The 15,333-nt window shown below is 42.1% G+C and carries 20 protein-coding genes and 2 pseudogenes; 4 read left to right on the plus strand and 18 right to left on the minus strand.

What is annotated here, in order from left to right; translation table 11 throughout:
• Both HCR01_RS39345 and HCR01_RS32420 read left to right on the plus strand, forming a co-directional pair.
• Positions 1-3,263, plus strand: a 3,263-nt coding sequence (locus HCR01_RS39345) for a thioesterase domain-containing protein (protein ID WP_226889811.1), incomplete at its 5' end; no start/stop codon positions are given.
• 131 nt (positions 3,264-3,394) lie between these two features.
• The gene (locus tag HCR01_RS32420; RefSeq protein ID WP_193200092.1) at positions 3,395-4,705 is read left to right on the plus strand and encodes an MFS transporter; all 1,311 of its coding nucleotides are present in this window, start codon (positions 3,395-3,397) and stop codon (positions 4,703-4,705) included.
• A gap of 431 nt (positions 4,706-5,136) precedes the next feature.
• Here the strand turns inward: HCR01_RS32420 and HCR01_RS32425 are convergent, their stop codons facing one another.
• From HCR01_RS32425 to HCR01_RS40225, 13 genes and pseudogenes are all read right to left on the minus strand, one after another.
• Positions 5,137-5,577: a hypothetical protein gene (locus HCR01_RS32425; protein WP_193200093.1), complete on the minus strand. Its 441-nt coding sequence runs from the start codon at positions 5,575-5,577 to the stop codon at positions 5,137-5,139.
• Positions 5,578-5,681: 104 nt separating this feature from the next.
• A pseudogene (locus HCR01_RS32430) lies at positions 5,682-6,041 on the minus strand (transposase); the annotation flags it as partial.
• A gap of 376 nt (positions 6,042-6,417) precedes the next feature.
• A pseudogene (locus tag HCR01_RS32435) lies at positions 6,418-7,003 on the minus strand (alpha-ketoglutarate-dependent dioxygenase AlkB family protein).
• A gap of 150 nt (positions 7,004-7,153) precedes the next feature.
• Complete coding sequence (locus HCR01_RS39350) at positions 7,154-7,351, minus strand: hypothetical protein (RefSeq protein WP_226889813.1); 198 nt, start codon at positions 7,349-7,351, stop codon at positions 7,154-7,156.
• Positions 7,352-7,356: 5 nt separating this feature from the next.
• Positions 7,357-7,968 carry a KilA-N domain-containing protein gene (locus tag HCR01_RS32440; protein WP_226889814.1) on the minus strand — a complete coding sequence of 204 codons (612 nt, stop codon included), beginning with the start codon at positions 7,966-7,968 and terminating at the stop codon, positions 7,357-7,359.
• A gap of 50 nt (positions 7,969-8,018) precedes the next feature.
• Positions 8,019-8,414 carry a DUF1392 family protein gene (locus HCR01_RS32445; RefSeq protein WP_320073228.1) on the minus strand — a complete coding sequence of 132 codons (396 nt, stop codon included), beginning with the start codon at positions 8,412-8,414 and terminating at the stop codon, positions 8,019-8,021.
• A gap of 59 nt (positions 8,415-8,473) precedes the next feature.
• Positions 8,474-8,881, minus strand: coding sequence for a hypothetical protein (locus tag HCR01_RS32450; protein WP_226889816.1), 408 nt, complete (start codon positions 8,879-8,881; stop codon positions 8,474-8,476).
• Between the two features lie 17 nt (positions 8,882-8,898).
• Positions 8,899-9,114 (minus strand): hypothetical protein, encoded by a 216-nt coding sequence (locus tag HCR01_RS32455; protein WP_193200094.1) that lies wholly within the window; start codon positions 9,112-9,114, stop codon positions 8,899-8,901.
• Between the two features lie 81 nt (positions 9,115-9,195).
• The gene (locus HCR01_RS32460) at positions 9,196-9,540 is read right to left on the minus strand and encodes a hypothetical protein (RefSeq protein WP_413773991.1); all 345 of its coding nucleotides are present in this window, start codon (positions 9,538-9,540) and stop codon (positions 9,196-9,198) included.
• Positions 9,541-9,646: 106 nt separating this feature from the next.
• Positions 9,647-9,835, minus strand: coding sequence for a hypothetical protein (locus tag HCR01_RS32465; protein WP_193200095.1), 189 nt, complete (start codon positions 9,833-9,835; stop codon positions 9,647-9,649).
• Between the two features lie 11 nt (positions 9,836-9,846).
• Positions 9,847-10,044 (minus strand): hypothetical protein, encoded by a 198-nt coding sequence (locus tag HCR01_RS32470; RefSeq protein WP_193200096.1) that lies wholly within the window; start codon positions 10,042-10,044, stop codon positions 9,847-9,849.
• Positions 10,028-10,288 (minus strand): hypothetical protein, encoded by a 261-nt coding sequence (locus HCR01_RS32475; protein WP_226889818.1) that lies wholly within the window; start codon positions 10,286-10,288, stop codon positions 10,028-10,030. Before HCR01_RS32475 ends, HCR01_RS32470 begins: the two co-directional genes overlap by 17 nt.
• A gap of 348 nt (positions 10,289-10,636) precedes the next feature.
• A complete protein-coding gene (locus HCR01_RS40225; RefSeq protein WP_264299929.1) occupies positions 10,637-10,765 on the minus strand; it encodes a hypothetical protein in 129 nt (42 codons plus the stop codon).
• Between the two features lie 83 nt (positions 10,766-10,848).
• Here HCR01_RS40225 and HCR01_RS32480 point away from each other — a divergent pair, with 83 nt between their 5' ends.
• A complete protein-coding gene (locus HCR01_RS32480) occupies positions 10,849-11,133 on the plus strand; it encodes a helix-turn-helix domain-containing protein (RefSeq protein ID WP_190946769.1) in 285 nt (94 codons plus the stop codon).
• A gap of 277 nt (positions 11,134-11,410) precedes the next feature.
• On the opposite strand, the gene HCR01_RS39355 is transcribed toward HCR01_RS32480, so the two are convergent.
• Together HCR01_RS39355 and HCR01_RS39360 are read right to left on the minus strand one after the other, a co-directional pair.
• Positions 11,411-11,674 carry a hypothetical protein gene (locus tag HCR01_RS39355; protein ID WP_226889820.1) on the minus strand — a complete coding sequence of 88 codons (264 nt, stop codon included), beginning with the start codon at positions 11,672-11,674 and terminating at the stop codon, positions 11,411-11,413.
• Between the two features lie 4 nt (positions 11,675-11,678).
• On the minus strand, positions 11,679-12,155 hold the full coding sequence (locus HCR01_RS39360; RefSeq protein WP_226889822.1) for a hypothetical protein: 477 nt from the start codon (positions 12,153-12,155) through the stop codon (positions 11,679-11,681).
• 200 nt (positions 12,156-12,355) lie between these two features.
• On the opposite strand from HCR01_RS39360, the gene HCR01_RS32495 reads away from it, so the two are divergent.
• Positions 12,356-12,499 (plus strand): hypothetical protein, encoded by a 144-nt coding sequence (locus tag HCR01_RS32495; RefSeq protein WP_193200098.1) that lies wholly within the window; start codon positions 12,356-12,358, stop codon positions 12,497-12,499.
• Positions 12,500-12,595: 96 nt separating this feature from the next.
• On the opposite strand, the gene phnM is transcribed toward HCR01_RS32495, so the two are convergent.
• The 3 genes from phnM to phnK are packed head-to-tail and all read right to left on the minus strand — an operon-like array spanning position 12,596 to position 15,284.
• Positions 12,596-13,732, minus strand: coding sequence for a phosphonate metabolism protein PhnM (phnM, locus tag HCR01_RS32500; protein ID WP_193200099.1), 1,137 nt, complete (start codon positions 13,730-13,732; stop codon positions 12,596-12,598).
• Between the two features lie 3 nt (positions 13,733-13,735).
• Complete coding sequence (gene phnL / locus HCR01_RS32505) at positions 13,736-14,467, minus strand: phosphonate C-P lyase system protein PhnL (protein WP_193200100.1); 732 nt, start codon at positions 14,465-14,467, stop codon at positions 13,736-13,738.
• 43 nt (positions 14,468-14,510) lie between these two features.
• On the minus strand, positions 14,511-15,284 hold the full coding sequence (gene phnK, locus HCR01_RS32510; RefSeq protein ID WP_193200101.1) for a phosphonate C-P lyase system protein PhnK: 774 nt from the start codon (positions 15,282-15,284) through the stop codon (positions 14,511-14,513).
• Positions 15,285-15,333 lie beyond the last annotated feature (49 nt).

Here is a 15,333-nt window from a genome sequence, read left to right on the forward strand (position 1 = left end):
GGGAATGGTTACTCGCTCCAGAACTGCTCTACAATCTGATGCGAGAACAAAAAGTTGATTGTGCCGAGTTTGTGCCGCCTGTAATTAGAAACTTGATAGCATATCTGGAGAAAACGGGGCAAAATCTTGACTTCATGCGGGTGCTAGTTGTTGGTTCTGATAGCTGGTATGTCAAGGAGTATGAGGAATTTCAGCGTTTTTGTGGTTTGGAAACGCGATTGATTAATTCCTATGGGGTGAGTGAAGCCACTATTGACAGTTGCTATTTTGAAACCAGCAATATTAACCTACCAGTTGAAGCTTTAGTACCTATTGGTAGACCATTTCCCAACGTTAAAATCTACATCCTCGATTCCCATCTCCAGCCTGTACCTATTGGTGTACCTGGTGAATTGCACATTGGCGGTGTCGGTTTAGCAAAAGGCTATCTTAACCGCCCAGATTTGACATTAGAGAAATTTATTCCTCACCCCTTTAGCGATGAATGTCAGGCACGTCTTTACAGAACTGGGGATTTAGTAAGGTTCCAAAGTAATGGCGACATAGAGTTTTTCGGACGGATTGACAACCAAGTAAAAATCCGTGGCTTCCGCATAGAACTGGGTGAGATAGAGGCGGCGCTAAGTCAACATCCACAGGTACGCGAAACTGTGGTCATTGCCAGAGAAGATCAGGGCAGGGATAAGCAATTGGTAGCTTATGTAGTTGCCAATTTAAATGATCAATGTTTGCGATCACAGATTGATGAATGGCAAACTGACTATATATCAGATTGGCAAAATCTCTACGAACAGAATTATCAACAAATTCCTAAAACTCAAGACTTTGATTTCAATATTAATGGCTGGAACAGTAGCTATACAGGCTTACCAATTCCAGCAGAGGAAATGCGTGAGTGGGTAGATTACACAGTTAAACGGATTTTGGAATTACAACCAAAGCGGGTACTAGAGATTGGTTGCGGCTCTGGCTTACTATTATCCCGAATTGCTCCCCAGTGTAGTCATTATTTCGGTATGGACTACTCACAAGCAGCACTCCTATATGTTGAGCAGATGCAGCAATATGTCAACGGGTTGGAAAATGTCACCCTTCTACATAGAATGGCTGATGATTTTCAAGGAATAGAAACTGAAGTTTTTGATACGGTAATTATCAACTCAGTTATCCAGTATTCTCCCAGTATCTCTTACTTATTGCGTGTCATAGAAAATTCTGTCAGTGTAGTTAAATCGAAAGGCTTTATTTTCATAAGAGATGTACGAAATTTACTGTTGTTTGAGATTCATCACACCTCTGTGCAACTACATCAAGCCTCAAATAAGCTTTCTCTAGAAAAACTACAGCAGCGTATACAGCAACGTTTAATACAGGAAGAAGAATTACTCATTGATCCGGCATTCTTTATCAGCCTTAAACAGCACTTACCAAAAGTTAGTAATGTTCAAATTCAACCAAAAAGAGGTGTTTGTCATAATGAATTTACAAAATTCCGCTATGATGTGATTCTCCATATAGATGACAAAAAAGATTGTGAGCAATCACCGAAAATTACTACTAATTCTCTAAATATTGAATGGTTAGATTGGCAAAGTCAGCCTCTCACTTTAGCTAATATTCGTCAGTTATTAGTAAGTACTCAACCAGAAATTTTAGGAATACGGCGTATACTAAATGCGCGTGTTCAAACAGACATTAAAGCTTGGGAATTATTGAATGATTCCACTAATCTTCAAACTGTCAACCACTTACGCCAATCATTATCCAAATTCCCAAATTTAGGAATAGACCCCGAAGACCTGTGGAACTTAAGCCTTGACTTACCTTATTCTGTTGACATCAATTGGTCTAACTCTCATACCAATGGGTCTTATGAAGTCATCTTTAAATTGCCGTCAGCTATACAAACCATAGATTTGCTACCAGAAAAAATTAGCATTGTACCTTGGAGCGCTTATGCTAATAATCCATTGCAGGGTAAATTAATTAGAAAGTTAATACCACAACTACGCCAATTCCTAGAAGAAAAACTGCCTAATTACATGGTTCCAGCTGTTTTTATGCTGCTGAAATCAATACCACTGACAGCGAATGGTAAGGTAGATAGGCGCAGACTACCAATCCCTCATGTAAACAGCGCTGCTATGGACAATAACTTTGTCCCACCTCTTGATATCGTAGAACAACAACTAGCAGAAATCTGGTCAGAAGTTCTAAATATTTTCCCAGTCGGCATCAGGGATAACTTTTTTGACCTCGGTGGCCATTCCCTTTTAGCTGTGCAATTGATGGCTAAAATTGAGCAGCAATTCCAAGCCAATCTACCCCTAGCAACCCTCTTCCAAAATTCAACTATCCAACAACTGGCAACTTTTCTTCGCCAGCCAATAGATGCCTTAATTTGGTCTCCCTTAGTAGCAATTAAGCCCAATGGTAATAAACGACCTTTCTTTTGTATACCTGGAGCTGGTGGCAATCCTACTTATCTCTACAACTTAGCTCATCATTTAGGTCAAGATCAACCATTTTATGCTTTACAATCACTCGGTTTAGATGGGAAATCAAAACCACATACACGAGTTGAAGACATGGCAACATATTACATTCAAGCAATACAATCTATTCAATCTGAAGGGCCTTATTTATTAGGAGGTCATTCTTTTGGATGCGGTGTAGCTTTTGAGATAGCTTGGCAGTTACAAAAAATGGGACAGGAGGTAGCTCTTCTAGCTCTTTTAGATCCTGGCGCACCAGAGATTGATTTTGATATTGATGTTGAACAACAAGAGATTGAAATGAATGATGCGGATTGGTTAAACGAGATTGGATTGGTATTAGAAAATTTTTATGGAACAAGTTTAGAGATATCTTCTGAAGTTCTCAAATCACTGAGTGTAGAAGATCAATTAAACTACTTCCAAGAGCGTTTACAAGCAGCTAATTTGCTACCTGCTGATATTGGAATTAGGCAACTTCATGGTCTGCTGCAAGTTTTCAAGATTCAGCACCAAATTATTTACCAACCAAAGGAAGTTCTTTTAAGTCCAATTACCTGCTTTACTGCTAACGAGATACATGATGAATTTCAAGATAATTCTGAGAGTTTAGACAATCTAGCTTTAAAATGGGATCAATTTTCTACTCAACCATTAAATCTCTATGTCGTTCCAGGTAATCACTGGACAATGCTGAATGAACCCTACATTCAGCTTTTAGCAGAACAGTTGACAACCTGTATTGAACAATCACAAAAAATTGTTTAAGGATAAAAATTTTACGACTTTAGCGCAATTAACGTTAAGAAAGTTTTCGTTCTATGAAAACCCCCAAGGCTGTAAGAGGATAGACACTTTTTTGGAGGTCGTTCTCTATTTACTCGATGTAGGAGAAAGGAATGACCAAATATGCTGCAATCCGCGAACTACACAGACTAAAAGTATTCATTATTATCTCTTTGGGACAATTCGTCTCTATCGTTGGTTCAGGGCTCACTAGCTTTGCCCTTGATTTATGGGTTTACCAGCAAACGGGTTCGGTGACTCAGTATGCGCTCATTGGTTTATTTAATCTCGTGCCTCCTATCTTAATATCACCTATTGCCGGCGCATTTGTAGATCGTTGGGATCGACGCTGGACAATGATAATCAGTGATTTTGTGGCTGCTCTGGCTACGCTGTTTATTGCATTACTATTCTTCACTTCTCGCCTCCAGGTTTGGTATATTTGTGCTGCCATATCTGTCATTTCAGTTTGCAACCTCTTTCAGCGACTAGCTTCTACCACTGCTACTACTTTGCTTGTCCCTAAGAAGCACTTAGGTCGCGCCAGTGGGATATTACAAATTGGGGAATCAATCACAGAACTTTTCATTCCAGCACTGGCAGGAATACTGGTTTTGACAATCCAACTCCAGGGCATATTTCTAATTGACTTCATAACTTACTTCTTCTCACTTGCTACACTTTTGATTGTTAAGTTTCCTAAACTCAAAACTACTGCTAAAACTACTAAAAGTGATCAAGGAATAGGTTCGCTGATCAGTGATCTGGTATATAGCTGGAATTACACCATTAAATATCCCGGTCTCTTGGGGCTATTACTGTATTTCGCTATTACTAATTTCATCATAGGAACCATCAGCATACTTCTGATACCTATGCTTCTTACGTTTGTTTCTTCTGCCACTGCTGGCTCTATACTGTCCATCGGTGGCATTGGGACGTTAGTTGGTAGTTTGCTTATGGGCATATGGGGAGGCCCTAAGAGGAGTATTTACGGCATCCTCGGCTTTGGGATGTTATTAGGAGTTTGCATATTTTCTGGAGGGTTGCGCCCCTCCACAACACTAATCACAGCATCAATCTTTGGAGGTTTGTTCTGTTTTACCTTGATTGCTGGCTGTAGCGAAGCTTTATTGCTGAGGAAAGTAGCGCCTGACGTACAGGGACGAGTCTTTGCTTTGATGGGAATGATTACTAGCTCATCTGTGCCGCTTGCCTATCTGTTGGCAGGGCCATTAGCTGATTATGTATTTGAGCCACTTTTAGCTAATGGGGGGCTACTTGCTGGCAGTGTTGGCAGCATTATTGGTGTAGGGAAGGGAAGGGGCATTGGATTATTATTTATAGTCTTAGGAATACTCCAAATCACAGCAACAATTTATAGCTATTTATACCCGCATTTAAAAAAACTAGATCCAGGTTGACATCCTAGTAAAAGTTAATGTAGCCTAAACACTGCGATCACCAATGAAGAGAAAACTAATTATAAGGTTTAAGCAACTAGTTACATGATTTTATAACTGGTTTTAGATTACACGATGTTGGTCGTAAAAGATAACTATAAACAGTACGCAATAACACAAAGTGTCTACTCTTTTGCGATGGTGTATCCGGCTACCGTAGGCGATCGCACGACCAATGATTATGCTGTAGTATTGAAGAGGGCATAACCTTTCCTTTGTTTGTGAATATCTCAGCCTTCCAGCCGTGAGCAATGCTAATAGCTACGCAGTGGTAGCCCGTAGGCGATGGCGCAAAGCGCCCGCTTAAAGAGCAATTGCTAACAGCCAACAGCCTTTTTGGGAAATTGGTATTGAGCCGAGATCTTGATACCGTTGGCGAATTCCCTAAACAGCTAAACTGAACCGATTAGTTCAGCAATGAAACGATTAAGAACCTTCTGAGCAGTTTTATACCCAGTAGCTTGCTTACCTAACTTCAGTTGGGACAAAACACGGTCACGTAAGATTTCAAGGTCTCTTATCGTTGGCAACGCAACAGACTGTCTTTCACTTGCGGTATCCGATGTTAGATGAAACTCTCCCTGCCTTTGAATACTCGGCTGAGGCTCGTTTTTTGGTGGAGTGGAAGCTAAAAATTCCTCCTCTTCCCGTGTAATATAAGGGCTAGCGTTATGCCTAACAATGTGTTCTAAATAGTCAGCACGGGTTAAGCCAAAACATTCAGAGGCAATACCAATAGCCTTCCAAGTATCATCTGTTAATCGCAAAGATCGTACTTCACGATAATTATCATTCTTGAGCGCAAACTTTCCCTGAATATCCCGTTTTAACATCAACTTAACCGTGTATTACATCGTAAGTTTAACTGGAAATGACGATGCTTTTCCATGTAATACACGGATTTAGACCTAAATCTTATTGATTTTTAAACAACAGTCTAAACGAGTATTATCCAGCACACAGTAGAGTCTGCCAGTCTCGCAAAGTGTGAGGAGCGAGTTTTAGCCACTGGGATCTCCTCCAACCAAGCGAAAACTCGACCTAAATTGATAGCGGCAGCCGTCAGAATATGCTGTAGATGAGTTTTAGCTAACCCAACATAACGGCAATCGCGCATTTCAAAAGCTCGAATTAAGAGAGAAATAGTGCCTTCAATACCGGAGCGTAGTGCATACTGCTTTTGGAATTCCTGAGTTTTTTGTCGCTCTGTGCGTTTTTGAAGGGCTTCGTAATCCGGTTGTGCCTGTATGGTTAATGCCCGTGGGTCGTTAGCAGAACGAGTACATTGAGAGCGAACAGGACAAGCCTTTCAGCTTTTCTTAGTGCCATTCATTCATAAGGCACGTTACCGTCAAGCGATCGCACATTCAAAGTAATAATTTCTTCGTCAACCCCACTACTGAGCCATTCTTGTAAGTGCTTGGATATCATATCCCCTCCTATATTTAGACGCATGGAAAAGTAAGCGGTATGACCCTATACCGCTTTGGAATCTTTGTTACGCAGACACTGGTTAAAGAACTGTCGTTTTCAGTTAAGCTGTCAGAGCTAGAAATATCTCGTTAGCTGGGGTAATTAGCTCTAAAACCGAGATAGTAGTACATATGAACTAAGCGAAAACACGATACACCATTTTGGGAAATTCGCTTGAAACTCAAAACAAGCTGCCTTCTTCAACTTCTTCCCCCGGTGTGTGGTCGAAAAGTCAAATTAATACGTGTCCTAACTACTTTTTTAGTTTTGGGAACCTGATGCAGATATGTAGATTGACAGCCAGGATGCATCACAAGCAAGCTCCCGTGTTCCAGCCAAAAGTCCGATGGGTTTGATTTGGAATTTGCGCGATGACCCTAAGCTTAGGGAAGCGATCGCCGGCTCCAATCCCATCGACACTTCATTGTCAGCGTGCCAACCTATAGAATCGATACCACTGCGATACTGGTTGCCGACGACAATGCGGAATTTATAGCCTGTAAGGGCAGTGATAGAATCCCTTATGTTAAACAGTTCGTCTGTCCAACATAGGGGTTTGAGAAGGACACTCTGTGAATAGAGATAGTCACAGCCTTTATCACCATAAATACATTCCAGGCGCGGAACAGGTAGAGTTTTACCAACCATCCTGATATAATTCTGCTGCCATTCCAGTTTCAGACAGTGTTGGTAAAGTTCATTTGCTTGTTCAATTCCTAAGAAATCGGGATAGTAAGTGACGGGTAAAACTGGCGTTGATTGTGGGAATAAATCGAGTTGTTGCATGATAGTTTCCTGTACTTAAAGGTTGGTAGGGGACTGTACTGTATACATCCCTTTGGTGAAAACTTGGGATTTTTGAACTGACTGCTGGCTCAACTATTGATATTTCTTGGGTGGCGATTGGCTTTCCCCCAGCGCTTTAAGGTGATCACTTCAATCCCCAAATAACTCAGTAATGCTGGGCAACCAACGAAGTTGAAAGACAGTTTGATTTGAAGGTCTGGCAACAGTTGGAACCATTCGCCCCCATTGCTTACCCGACTCAGTTGGGCGATAGGGTATTTTCTTATCGTCAGTTCTGTACTGTAAGCCTGCATGGACTAGCCAGTTATTAACGGCTACTGCACTCATCCCCACTACTTGCCCAATGTCTGTTGGTCTGAGATATGCATCTTCCCTAATATTGGTACAAGCGATCGCTTCGCTGTTCTTAACTGATCAGCAGCAGGCTTGAGAGCCGGGTTGACAGCAGTGGCGGCGTTGACTGCAAGCTGGGCGGTGAGGGCTTTGTCTAATCCGGCAAAGTCACCTAACAGTAGGGCTAACTGTGCAGCTTCTTGAGATGGGGCTAGGGTTTTAAATGGTTCCGGTGACTGCGGTGAAGGGTCTTGCTCCCCTTGCTGTGTGAGCATCACCTTCATTAAGGTTCTGTTTGCCCAAACACGAAACCCAATAGATACCCATTGGGCTAAATCGATTGCCACTTCCGGGTGTACCCAAGTTCCTTGGGTGCTTCCGCGTCCTGAAACTTCAATTATTAGTGACGATATCGTGATTCCGATATCGTTGGAAAGCTCCAGCCAGTAGGCTTTTGTAGATTTTCTCTCTTTGTAATGTCCCCAAAGCTTGGCATTCGCCGCGCACATCTGAGTTGCATTGACATAGCCTTTGGGTATTATGTATCTCCCTATTTCACCATCCTGGGGCATTTGGTTAATTTCTTTTTCTTGCCAAAAATGTGTCAACATAAATTTTGTTCTTCTGCTTATTGTTCAAACAGTTAATTCTTGAAAGCACATCAAAAAAGCACTCGCACCAAATCCTTCTGGGGTACAAAAGCTAGTCGGTCATCCAAGGTGGTGGCTTCTTCCAGTGCAGGAGGTATCCACTCGACGTAATAAAACCAAGACCTGTTGAGTAATTGAATCCCCAGAATTAGCCGCTGCTTTGTCCGTTGGTCATCAGAAAGAAGCATGACGCGTTCACCCAGTAAAAAAGCGGGTTTTTCTATAGCAGCCAGTTGCATCTCCCCAGTGCCGATGATTTCATGTTCTGTGGTATGGATAATGTCACCAGCACAGGCAATTGCATAAATCCATCTGTCCCGTTTCCACCTGATACCGCAGCAGTAGCCGAATGTTCTGGTAGTTCCGATGTAGACTCGTTCAAGTAGATTGGCTTCAAGTGGTGGAATGCAAGAACCCCAAGGTGGCGAGAGATATTAGCAAAGAGAAGCCGTGTTAATTTGGTCAATCATGCTCGTCTCCCTAGTAAATAATTGACAGCTTCTTTATCAATTTGGGCAATGTGCTTTTTAAGATGCTGTGGAGGATTGTCAAAAAACTGTTTAAGATGCCATCTGCGGATTTGGTAATATCTAACAGAATGTTTGCCAGTAGAAAGCCAACCACGCCTTACCCAACCAGAAACAGTAGTGGGATGAACACAAAGAATACGAGCAATTTCAGCAGCACTGTAGTTATCAAGAAAAGGGCGTGTGGAGTAACCCAAATTCCAAAGCTTAGTCGCAATAGCATCGGGAGTGCGAAAATAGCCATGTCTCTTGAGAATTGAGGCAATTTGTTTGGGGGTATAAAGTTCGGCTTTTACCTCAAGGATTGTGAGTTCTGCTTCAGTCCATTTGGTAGTTTTGATAATCATATTCAACTCTCCAAAAATTATGCAGATATGGAATGATTCGGAGATTGGTCTTTGATAATCCGGGCGCTGATTGATTCAAGGTTGACTTGAAAGATATTCAAATCAGTCAGCATTTCCCCACTGTTATATAAGTCAGTGATGTGTTGTCTGATGGCAGATTCATCAAGCCCATCAGTAATATCTAAGTGGGCTTCACTGGTAATTTTTTCAACAACTGTAATGATGACTCTCATCTTGGTAGTTCCTGTGTAATTATTAGAGTGTTATAGAAGTCAGAAGTGATAGTTTTACTGCCTCCTATATTCAGAAACGCGTTACATTGCCCCAGCTTTTGATTTTTGCAAGTGTTGCATCCATGTCTTGATTGCTGTTAGCTCATCAGTACTAGCAAAGTTTGTTTCTAGCCCAGTTCTAATCAGTTCATCGGCACTGACAACAATATCAAGTTTCATGTTGTCCTTACCTTTAAACTCCTTAGCTGTCAATCGTAATTCTGATAAGTAACCTGTTAATGCTCTTTGGGTCACTGGAATTTTCTTATCCTGTTCAATATTAAACTTGTACCAAACAAAAGATTCACCGTTGATTTCTCCTTGATTGACATATAGATAAATAGGTTCAGGAGGATTGCAAAGACCGAGTTTGATTTCAGTAACCATGTTTTATGTGGAGTGTGGGATAGTGACAGGTTTATAGTTGAAAAGTAACTTTTAGTGCTTTGCGAACGCTTGAATCAATGAACTCATTCAAATGTTCACTTTTCTACTAATTAGAATGTTGTTTGTTCTGGTCTAATTCACATTGCAGATATATGAGTGCCGTTTCAGCATCAGCAATGTTCAAGTCTGGGCTGTACCCCAAATCTTGTAATTGTTTGTATTCGGGATGTGCAGCCATTTGAGAAAACAAGTACTGGGTTGATTCAACTAGTTGAGATAGGCTTGGCGAATCCATAAATACTCCGTTTAAAAATCTTTGGCAATTTCTAATAAAAAACCTTGCCCAATATTCTGTATCTGTGCATATTTCATGTCCAATAGATATTGGATGATGGTTTCTGAAAACTGAATACGGTGCAAAAGAATAGAACCACCAGAGCGGCTTAATGTGTGCAACAATTTAGTAGAGGTACGCTCAATGTAGTTATCAACTACCATTACCATTTGTGAACTCTCCAGCTAATATTGATAACTGTTGTTGGAGCATTGCTATCTGACGCTGATAAAAGTCAATTTCTGCTGTAATTTGTGTGAACAATTCCTGTGGAGAGAGCGGTTGAATTTGGTTCTCTTGTAAGTACGATATTTCGTCGGAGTTTTTGTTAGGCATCAATACATATTGCCAGCCATCACCAAATTGTTCAGCCAATTCTGTACCATTTGGGTAGTAGTAAAGCCCTAGAATCAAGCCCTGTTCTGTACGCTGATCAAAAGCAAAGCGAGGGTAGCCTCAGTGCCGGGGAATCGATATTGCGGGTTGCATAGATGAATTGGTGGTTAGTGGGACTTAGACAAAAAATAGCCAGAAAAAACACTCAAATGTATATACAGAGAGACTTCGACATCGTTTTGCTTAGTTTCTTGATATATATGGGTTTCAAGCATTTTTGAGTCTTTGGTGTATTTTCCCTGCCCTGTATGGGTTTGAGGCTTGTTTCTGCCTCAAAAATGTTTAAGTTTCGTTAGTAAGAACGAGTTGGGGCGATCGCCCTGGATGTGAATAGAAGTGCGTGATCGCGCTTCGTATGTGTGAGAATTACGCCGCTACCAAATCCAAATTCGGCTCATATTCCCTCAGAAGTTGCCATTGGTCAGAATTGAGCATCTCAAACGGTCGATCTAACAATTCTTCGCAGTCAACTTCTGCATGGGGTAATGCTGGCATCGATAACCACCCCACTGCATCCAATGCAGAGTTACACGGTACCCTCTGTAAGACTATCTTGTACGTATCACCCACCAACAACTATGGATTTAATGAAAATTATTATTGAAGTGGAGTTTACTGGTATCGGAACTGCTTTGAAAAAGGCAAGAGAAGCTGCGGGGATGAGTTTAACCGTAGCTGGTGATTACGCCGGAATGAGCGGGGCAAATTTTAATAGAATTGAGAACGAGGATACAAAGGGTGTACCTTTAGACACCCTCATCAGGGCAGCCAATGCTGTAGGGCTGGATTTGAAAGAGTGCTTAGGTGAATGGATTCAGCATATTCCTGGGGTTAATTTAACAGAAAGTTCTAATGGCGATTAACCTTCAGACTATTAATCCTCTTGCCCTACTTCAGCTTTTCCAAAGAAGCGATGCCTGCGGTGGGCTATGCCGGAGCAGTTATCAACTACTTCTAAAATTTACGTTGCAATTGACTCTGAAAAAATATTGTTGAGCTAAAGGGGTGGAATCATGCCTAAACCACCTTCTAGACGCAACAAAGCCACCTCTGCCGCATCTACCGATTCAACTTCAGCAGCTAACTCTGTAGACGAGGATATCTCCCAGTAAGTAGATCCAAGTTCAGCAACAATTACGGTTACTGCTGTTGAAGTTCCAGAGTTGACAGAGGAAGAACAGATCGATCGCCTACTCCTGGAGAGGAAAGTGGAACGGGCGTTTTTTGAGGCGGGGAAAGCGCTGACGGAATTGAGGGACAGACGGCTTTATCGCTCCACGCATAAAACATTTGAAGATTATTGCCGCGATCGCTTTGGGCATAGTTGGCAACAATCAAATTATTTGATTGCCGCAGCTGGTGTTTACGAAAATTTGACAACCATTGATTGTCAAAATGTGGCAAACTCTCATTTGCCAACCAGTGGATCACAAATTCTACCCACGAGTGAGCGCCAAGTCCGACCCATTCCATTACAAAGCTTGAACCCCAGGAACAGCAGGAAGCGTGGCAACAGGCGGTAGAACTTGCTGGCGGGAAAGTGCCCACTGGTAGAATCGTCAAAGATGTTGTGCAGCGCATCGTGGAAAGGACGAAAGTACCCAATACCTACCAAATCGGCGAAGTGTGCCAAATCCTTGTTAAAGACAATCCTGAACTCAGGGGCAAGGGTGGGTGTTGGGGGATAGTCAGCGCAGTAAACGAGTTTAGTTGCACCGTAAGGGTTTGGGATAGCGAGTACACCATTGGGTTGCAACATCTGAAGTCCTTCAACTACTTGCCCCAGGAATGTGAGCAGATGCAGTCCTTTAGCGATGGCGCTTGCGCCCACCGTAGGTGATCGCATTAGTCGGGTGTATTCATACTCACTGGAGGAGACAGTCAAAAGTCTGTTGCAGTTATTGGGTAAGTTGAACCGTCCTTATCTTACTGCTGTGGAAGAAAAGCTGTTGACGCTTCTGGAGTCGGAGTATCGGAGAATACCCTGAACAATTTTGGCAATTTGGCATCCAATATCTTTGGGTTGCAGTTTCAATGGAGATATCACCACAATGAGACAGTAAGGAGTTAAGTTGTACGAGGGATGTGGCAAAACTTTCCGCTTCTGGTGTCCCGTGCTATGCCAGTTGTAAAACGAGTGCTGTAGAAACGCTCTACATAATTGATACAGCGCTCAATGGAGTTCAGTTAATGCTCTACAACTGGCTAGAAATGAACAAAATCGAATAGAACAGAACCTCAAAAGATGTAAAGATGTAGATAGCTGGCATTGCTCTAGAAGCAATTCTAAGCATAAAGGTTATATTTATATGTAATGTTTTTAACTTAAGAAATACGATTGCCTCGGCAGATAGTTGCACTCAAACGGGGTATGATACCATCATCATGAACAGCGATCGCATCAGCTCTTTTTCCGACCTCCAAACTACCGCGATCGCAAAATACATTAATGGCTTTGGCTGGGTTACTGGTAAATAATTGCATAGCTTGGTAAATAGGCTTGCCAGTCTTATGGGCAATTATCCAGATGGATTGTAATAAGCTTTGAGGAACATAATCAGAAGAGATCACATCAACTAAATCGTGCAAAACAAGTTCCATAGCTGAAACATTACCAGAGTGAGAACCACCTAACACTAAATTAGGCGCACCCATCAAAACTTGTAATCCTAAATTATGCGCTGCTTTGGCAGCTACTAATGTAGTTGGGAACTCGGCTAGCACTACTCCATCTTGAACCGCTTCTTGGACGTGTTCCACGGTAGCATCATCGTGACTTGCTAAGGAAATACCTTTGGCTTTGGTAAGTTCTACTAAAGCCATACGATTTTTTTGTGCATATAGTTGTTGCTGTTGCTGACGAATGATGATGAACTCGTCAATTTTGTCAGGAGTAACACCGTGTTTTCCCATGTAATACTCTTTAAACTTATCCAGCCGGGTAAACTGCCGTTGACCTGGAGTATGATCCATCAGCGAAATCATTGATAAAAGAGGATGATCTGAGTATTGTGCTGTAATCTCATAAACCTTGTCAAAAGCCAGTTCACAGCGTAGATGAATGCGATGTTCCACACAGAAGCGTCCGGCGACTTGTGCTTGGGAAATGACATCAATCATCGGCGCATAGTTAGTTAAGCGAGGAGAACCAGCCGCTACATCACCAATTGCGATCGCATCACATACTGTTGTTATTCCCGCACTGGCTAAATCTCGGTCATGATAAACTGCTGCGGCTTCTAAAGGCCAACGAATACCGGGACGGGGAGACATACAGCGTTCGAGATTATCGGTGTGTAATTCAATCAATCCTGGTAATAGATAATCTCCCTGACCATTTTGACCATGACTCACAATCCCTGGTTGAATATCAGCAATCAATCCATCTCGCACTACCAAAGTACCTAGCAGTTCTTGATCTGGTAGTTGCAGACGATAGTTAGTGTAAATCTGTTCATTCATGGTTCAGTTATCCTTACCAAAGATTAATTCGCGGTTACAAAGTTGCGATTGCACTTCTTCATCGTGAAAAATGCCAATTAAGCCACAGCCTTTAGCTTTTTTCTCTTGCAACAGTTCAATGACTACTTGGCGATTGGTAGCGTCTAGGGCTGAAGTTGGTTCATCCAATAGCAAAATGGGATAATCAACTGCTAAAGCACGAGTAATATTTACCCGTTGCTTTTCGCCTCCAGAAAAGGTAGTGGGGGAAAGATGCCACAGTCGTTCTGAGAGGTTGAGGCGATGAAATAAGTCTTTAACTTTGTTATGTGCAACCTCTATATCTATCCCTAATTCCAACAGTGGTTCTGCGGCGACTTCTAAGGCTGGCACTCTAGGAATTACTCTTAAAAACTGGCTGACATATCCAATGGTTTTCTGCCGGACTGCTAAAATTTCGTGGGGAGCGAGTTGACACAAATCAACCCAATCTTCCTGATGTTTTATCCAGACTGAACCACTATCAACGCGATAGTTAGCATATAAACAGCGCATAAATGTAGATTTACCACTGCCGGATGCCCCAGAAAGTGCAACACATTCCCCAGCATTAACGCTCAAAGACACTCCTTCTAGCACCGATAGATTAATGCCTCTTTGCTGATGTAGAGTAAAACTTTTTCGCAAATTCTCAACTTGCAAAAGTGCTTGGCTAGAAAACTTTACGGGACAATGATTAAGAGTTAATGATTGCATAGTTAAGAAAATAGATGACTCTTGACCGTTAACAGTCAACACATCATGGTGTTAAAGCGGCGCTGACTAATAATTGAGTGTATGGATGTTGGGGATCATCAAGTACTTGGTCGGTTAAACCTGATTCCACCACCTGTCCTTGTTGCATAACTAATAATCTGTGTGCCAGCAGCCTGACTACGCCGATATCGTGGGTAACTATAATCACGCTGAGGTTAAAATTGCGGACAAGCGATCGCAACAAATCCAATAACCGCGCTTGCACCGACACATCCAACCCTCCCGTCGGCTCGTCCATTAATATCAACCGAGGATGCGTCACCAACACACGAGCAAGTTGTAATCTTTGTTGCATTCCTCCAGAAAAATGGATTGGTAGATCATCTATCCGGGCTGAGTCAATTTCTACTTGTTGTAGCCAGTGGGCAGCCTCATCCCGAATATTGCCGTAGTGCCGCACTCCAATATCTAGCAAGCGTTCGCCGATATTCGCCCCAGCACTGACCTTCATTCGCAGACCATCACGGGGATTTTGCTGCACAAAGCCCCACTCAGTTCGCATCAACAATCGCCGTTTAGCTTCCGCAAGTTGAAAAATTTCTAAGTCTTCACCGCCACGGCTAGTATAAGTAACATTACCTTGATCAACAGCAATGTGATTGGCAACTGCACTCAGCAAACTGGACTTACCTGAACCTGATTCTCCGACAATACCGAGAACTTGCCCAGGATAAAGATTAAAAGAAATGCGATCGCAGGCTTTGATTGTGCCGTAAGATTTACTCAGTTGGTAAACCTGTAAAAGAGGTTTAGTCATTAGTCATTAGTCCATACTTATCATTCATCAGTCAACCGTCAACAGTCAA

The sequence above is a fragment of the Nostoc sp. MG11 genome, assembly GCF_014904695.1.
Classification (GTDB): domain Bacteria; phylum Cyanobacteriota; class Cyanobacteriia; order Cyanobacteriales; family Nostocaceae; genus Komarekiella.

Coding starts and splice junctions, on each gene's coding strand:
- phnL (WP_193200100.1), bottom strand. CDS start 14,467: ATGCAATCATTAACTCTTAATCATTGTCCCGTAAAGTTTTCTAGCCAA.
- phnK (WP_193200101.1), bottom strand. CDS start 15,284: ATGACTAAACCTCTTTTACAGGTTTACCAACTGAGTAAATCTTACGGC.
- HCR01_RS32465 (WP_193200095.1), bottom strand. CDS start 9,835: ATGGATTCGCCAAGCCTATCTCAACTAGTTGAATCAACCCAGTACTTG.
- HCR01_RS39350 (WP_226889813.1), bottom strand. CDS start 7,351: ATGAGTGCAGTAGCCGTTAATAACTGGCTAGTCCATGCAGGCTTACAG.
- HCR01_RS32460 (WP_413773991.1), bottom strand. CDS start 9,540: ATGGTTACTGAAATCAAACTCGGTCTTTGCAATCCTCCTGAACCTATT.
- phnM (WP_193200099.1), bottom strand. CDS start 13,732: ATGAATGAACAGATTTACACTAACTATCGTCTGCAACTACCAGATCAA.
- HCR01_RS32425 (WP_193200093.1), bottom strand. CDS start 5,577: ATGTTAAAACGGGATATTCAGGGAAAGTTTGCGCTCAAGAATGATAAT.
- HCR01_RS32480 (WP_190946769.1), top strand. CDS start 10,849: ATGGATTTAATGAAAATTATTATTGAAGTGGAGTTTACTGGTATCGGA.
- HCR01_RS32450 (WP_226889816.1), bottom strand. CDS start 8,881: ATGATTATCAAAACTACCAAATGGACTGAAGCAGAACTCACAATCCTT.
- HCR01_RS32440 (WP_226889814.1), bottom strand. CDS start 7,968: ATGTTGACACATTTTTGGCAAGAAAAAGAAATTAACCAAATGCCCCAG.
- HCR01_RS32470 (WP_193200096.1), bottom strand. CDS start 10,044: ATGGTAATGGTAGTTGATAACTACATTGAGCGTACCTCTACTAAATTG.
- HCR01_RS32420 (WP_193200092.1), top strand. CDS start 3,395: ATGACCAAATATGCTGCAATCCGCGAACTACACAGACTAAAAGTATTC.
- HCR01_RS40225 (WP_264299929.1), bottom strand. CDS start 10,765: ATGCCAGCATTACCCCATGCAGAAGTTGACTGCGAAGAATTGTTAGAT.
- HCR01_RS32455 (WP_193200094.1), bottom strand. CDS start 9,114: ATGAGAGTCATCATTACAGTTGTTGAAAAAATTACCAGTGAAGCCCAC.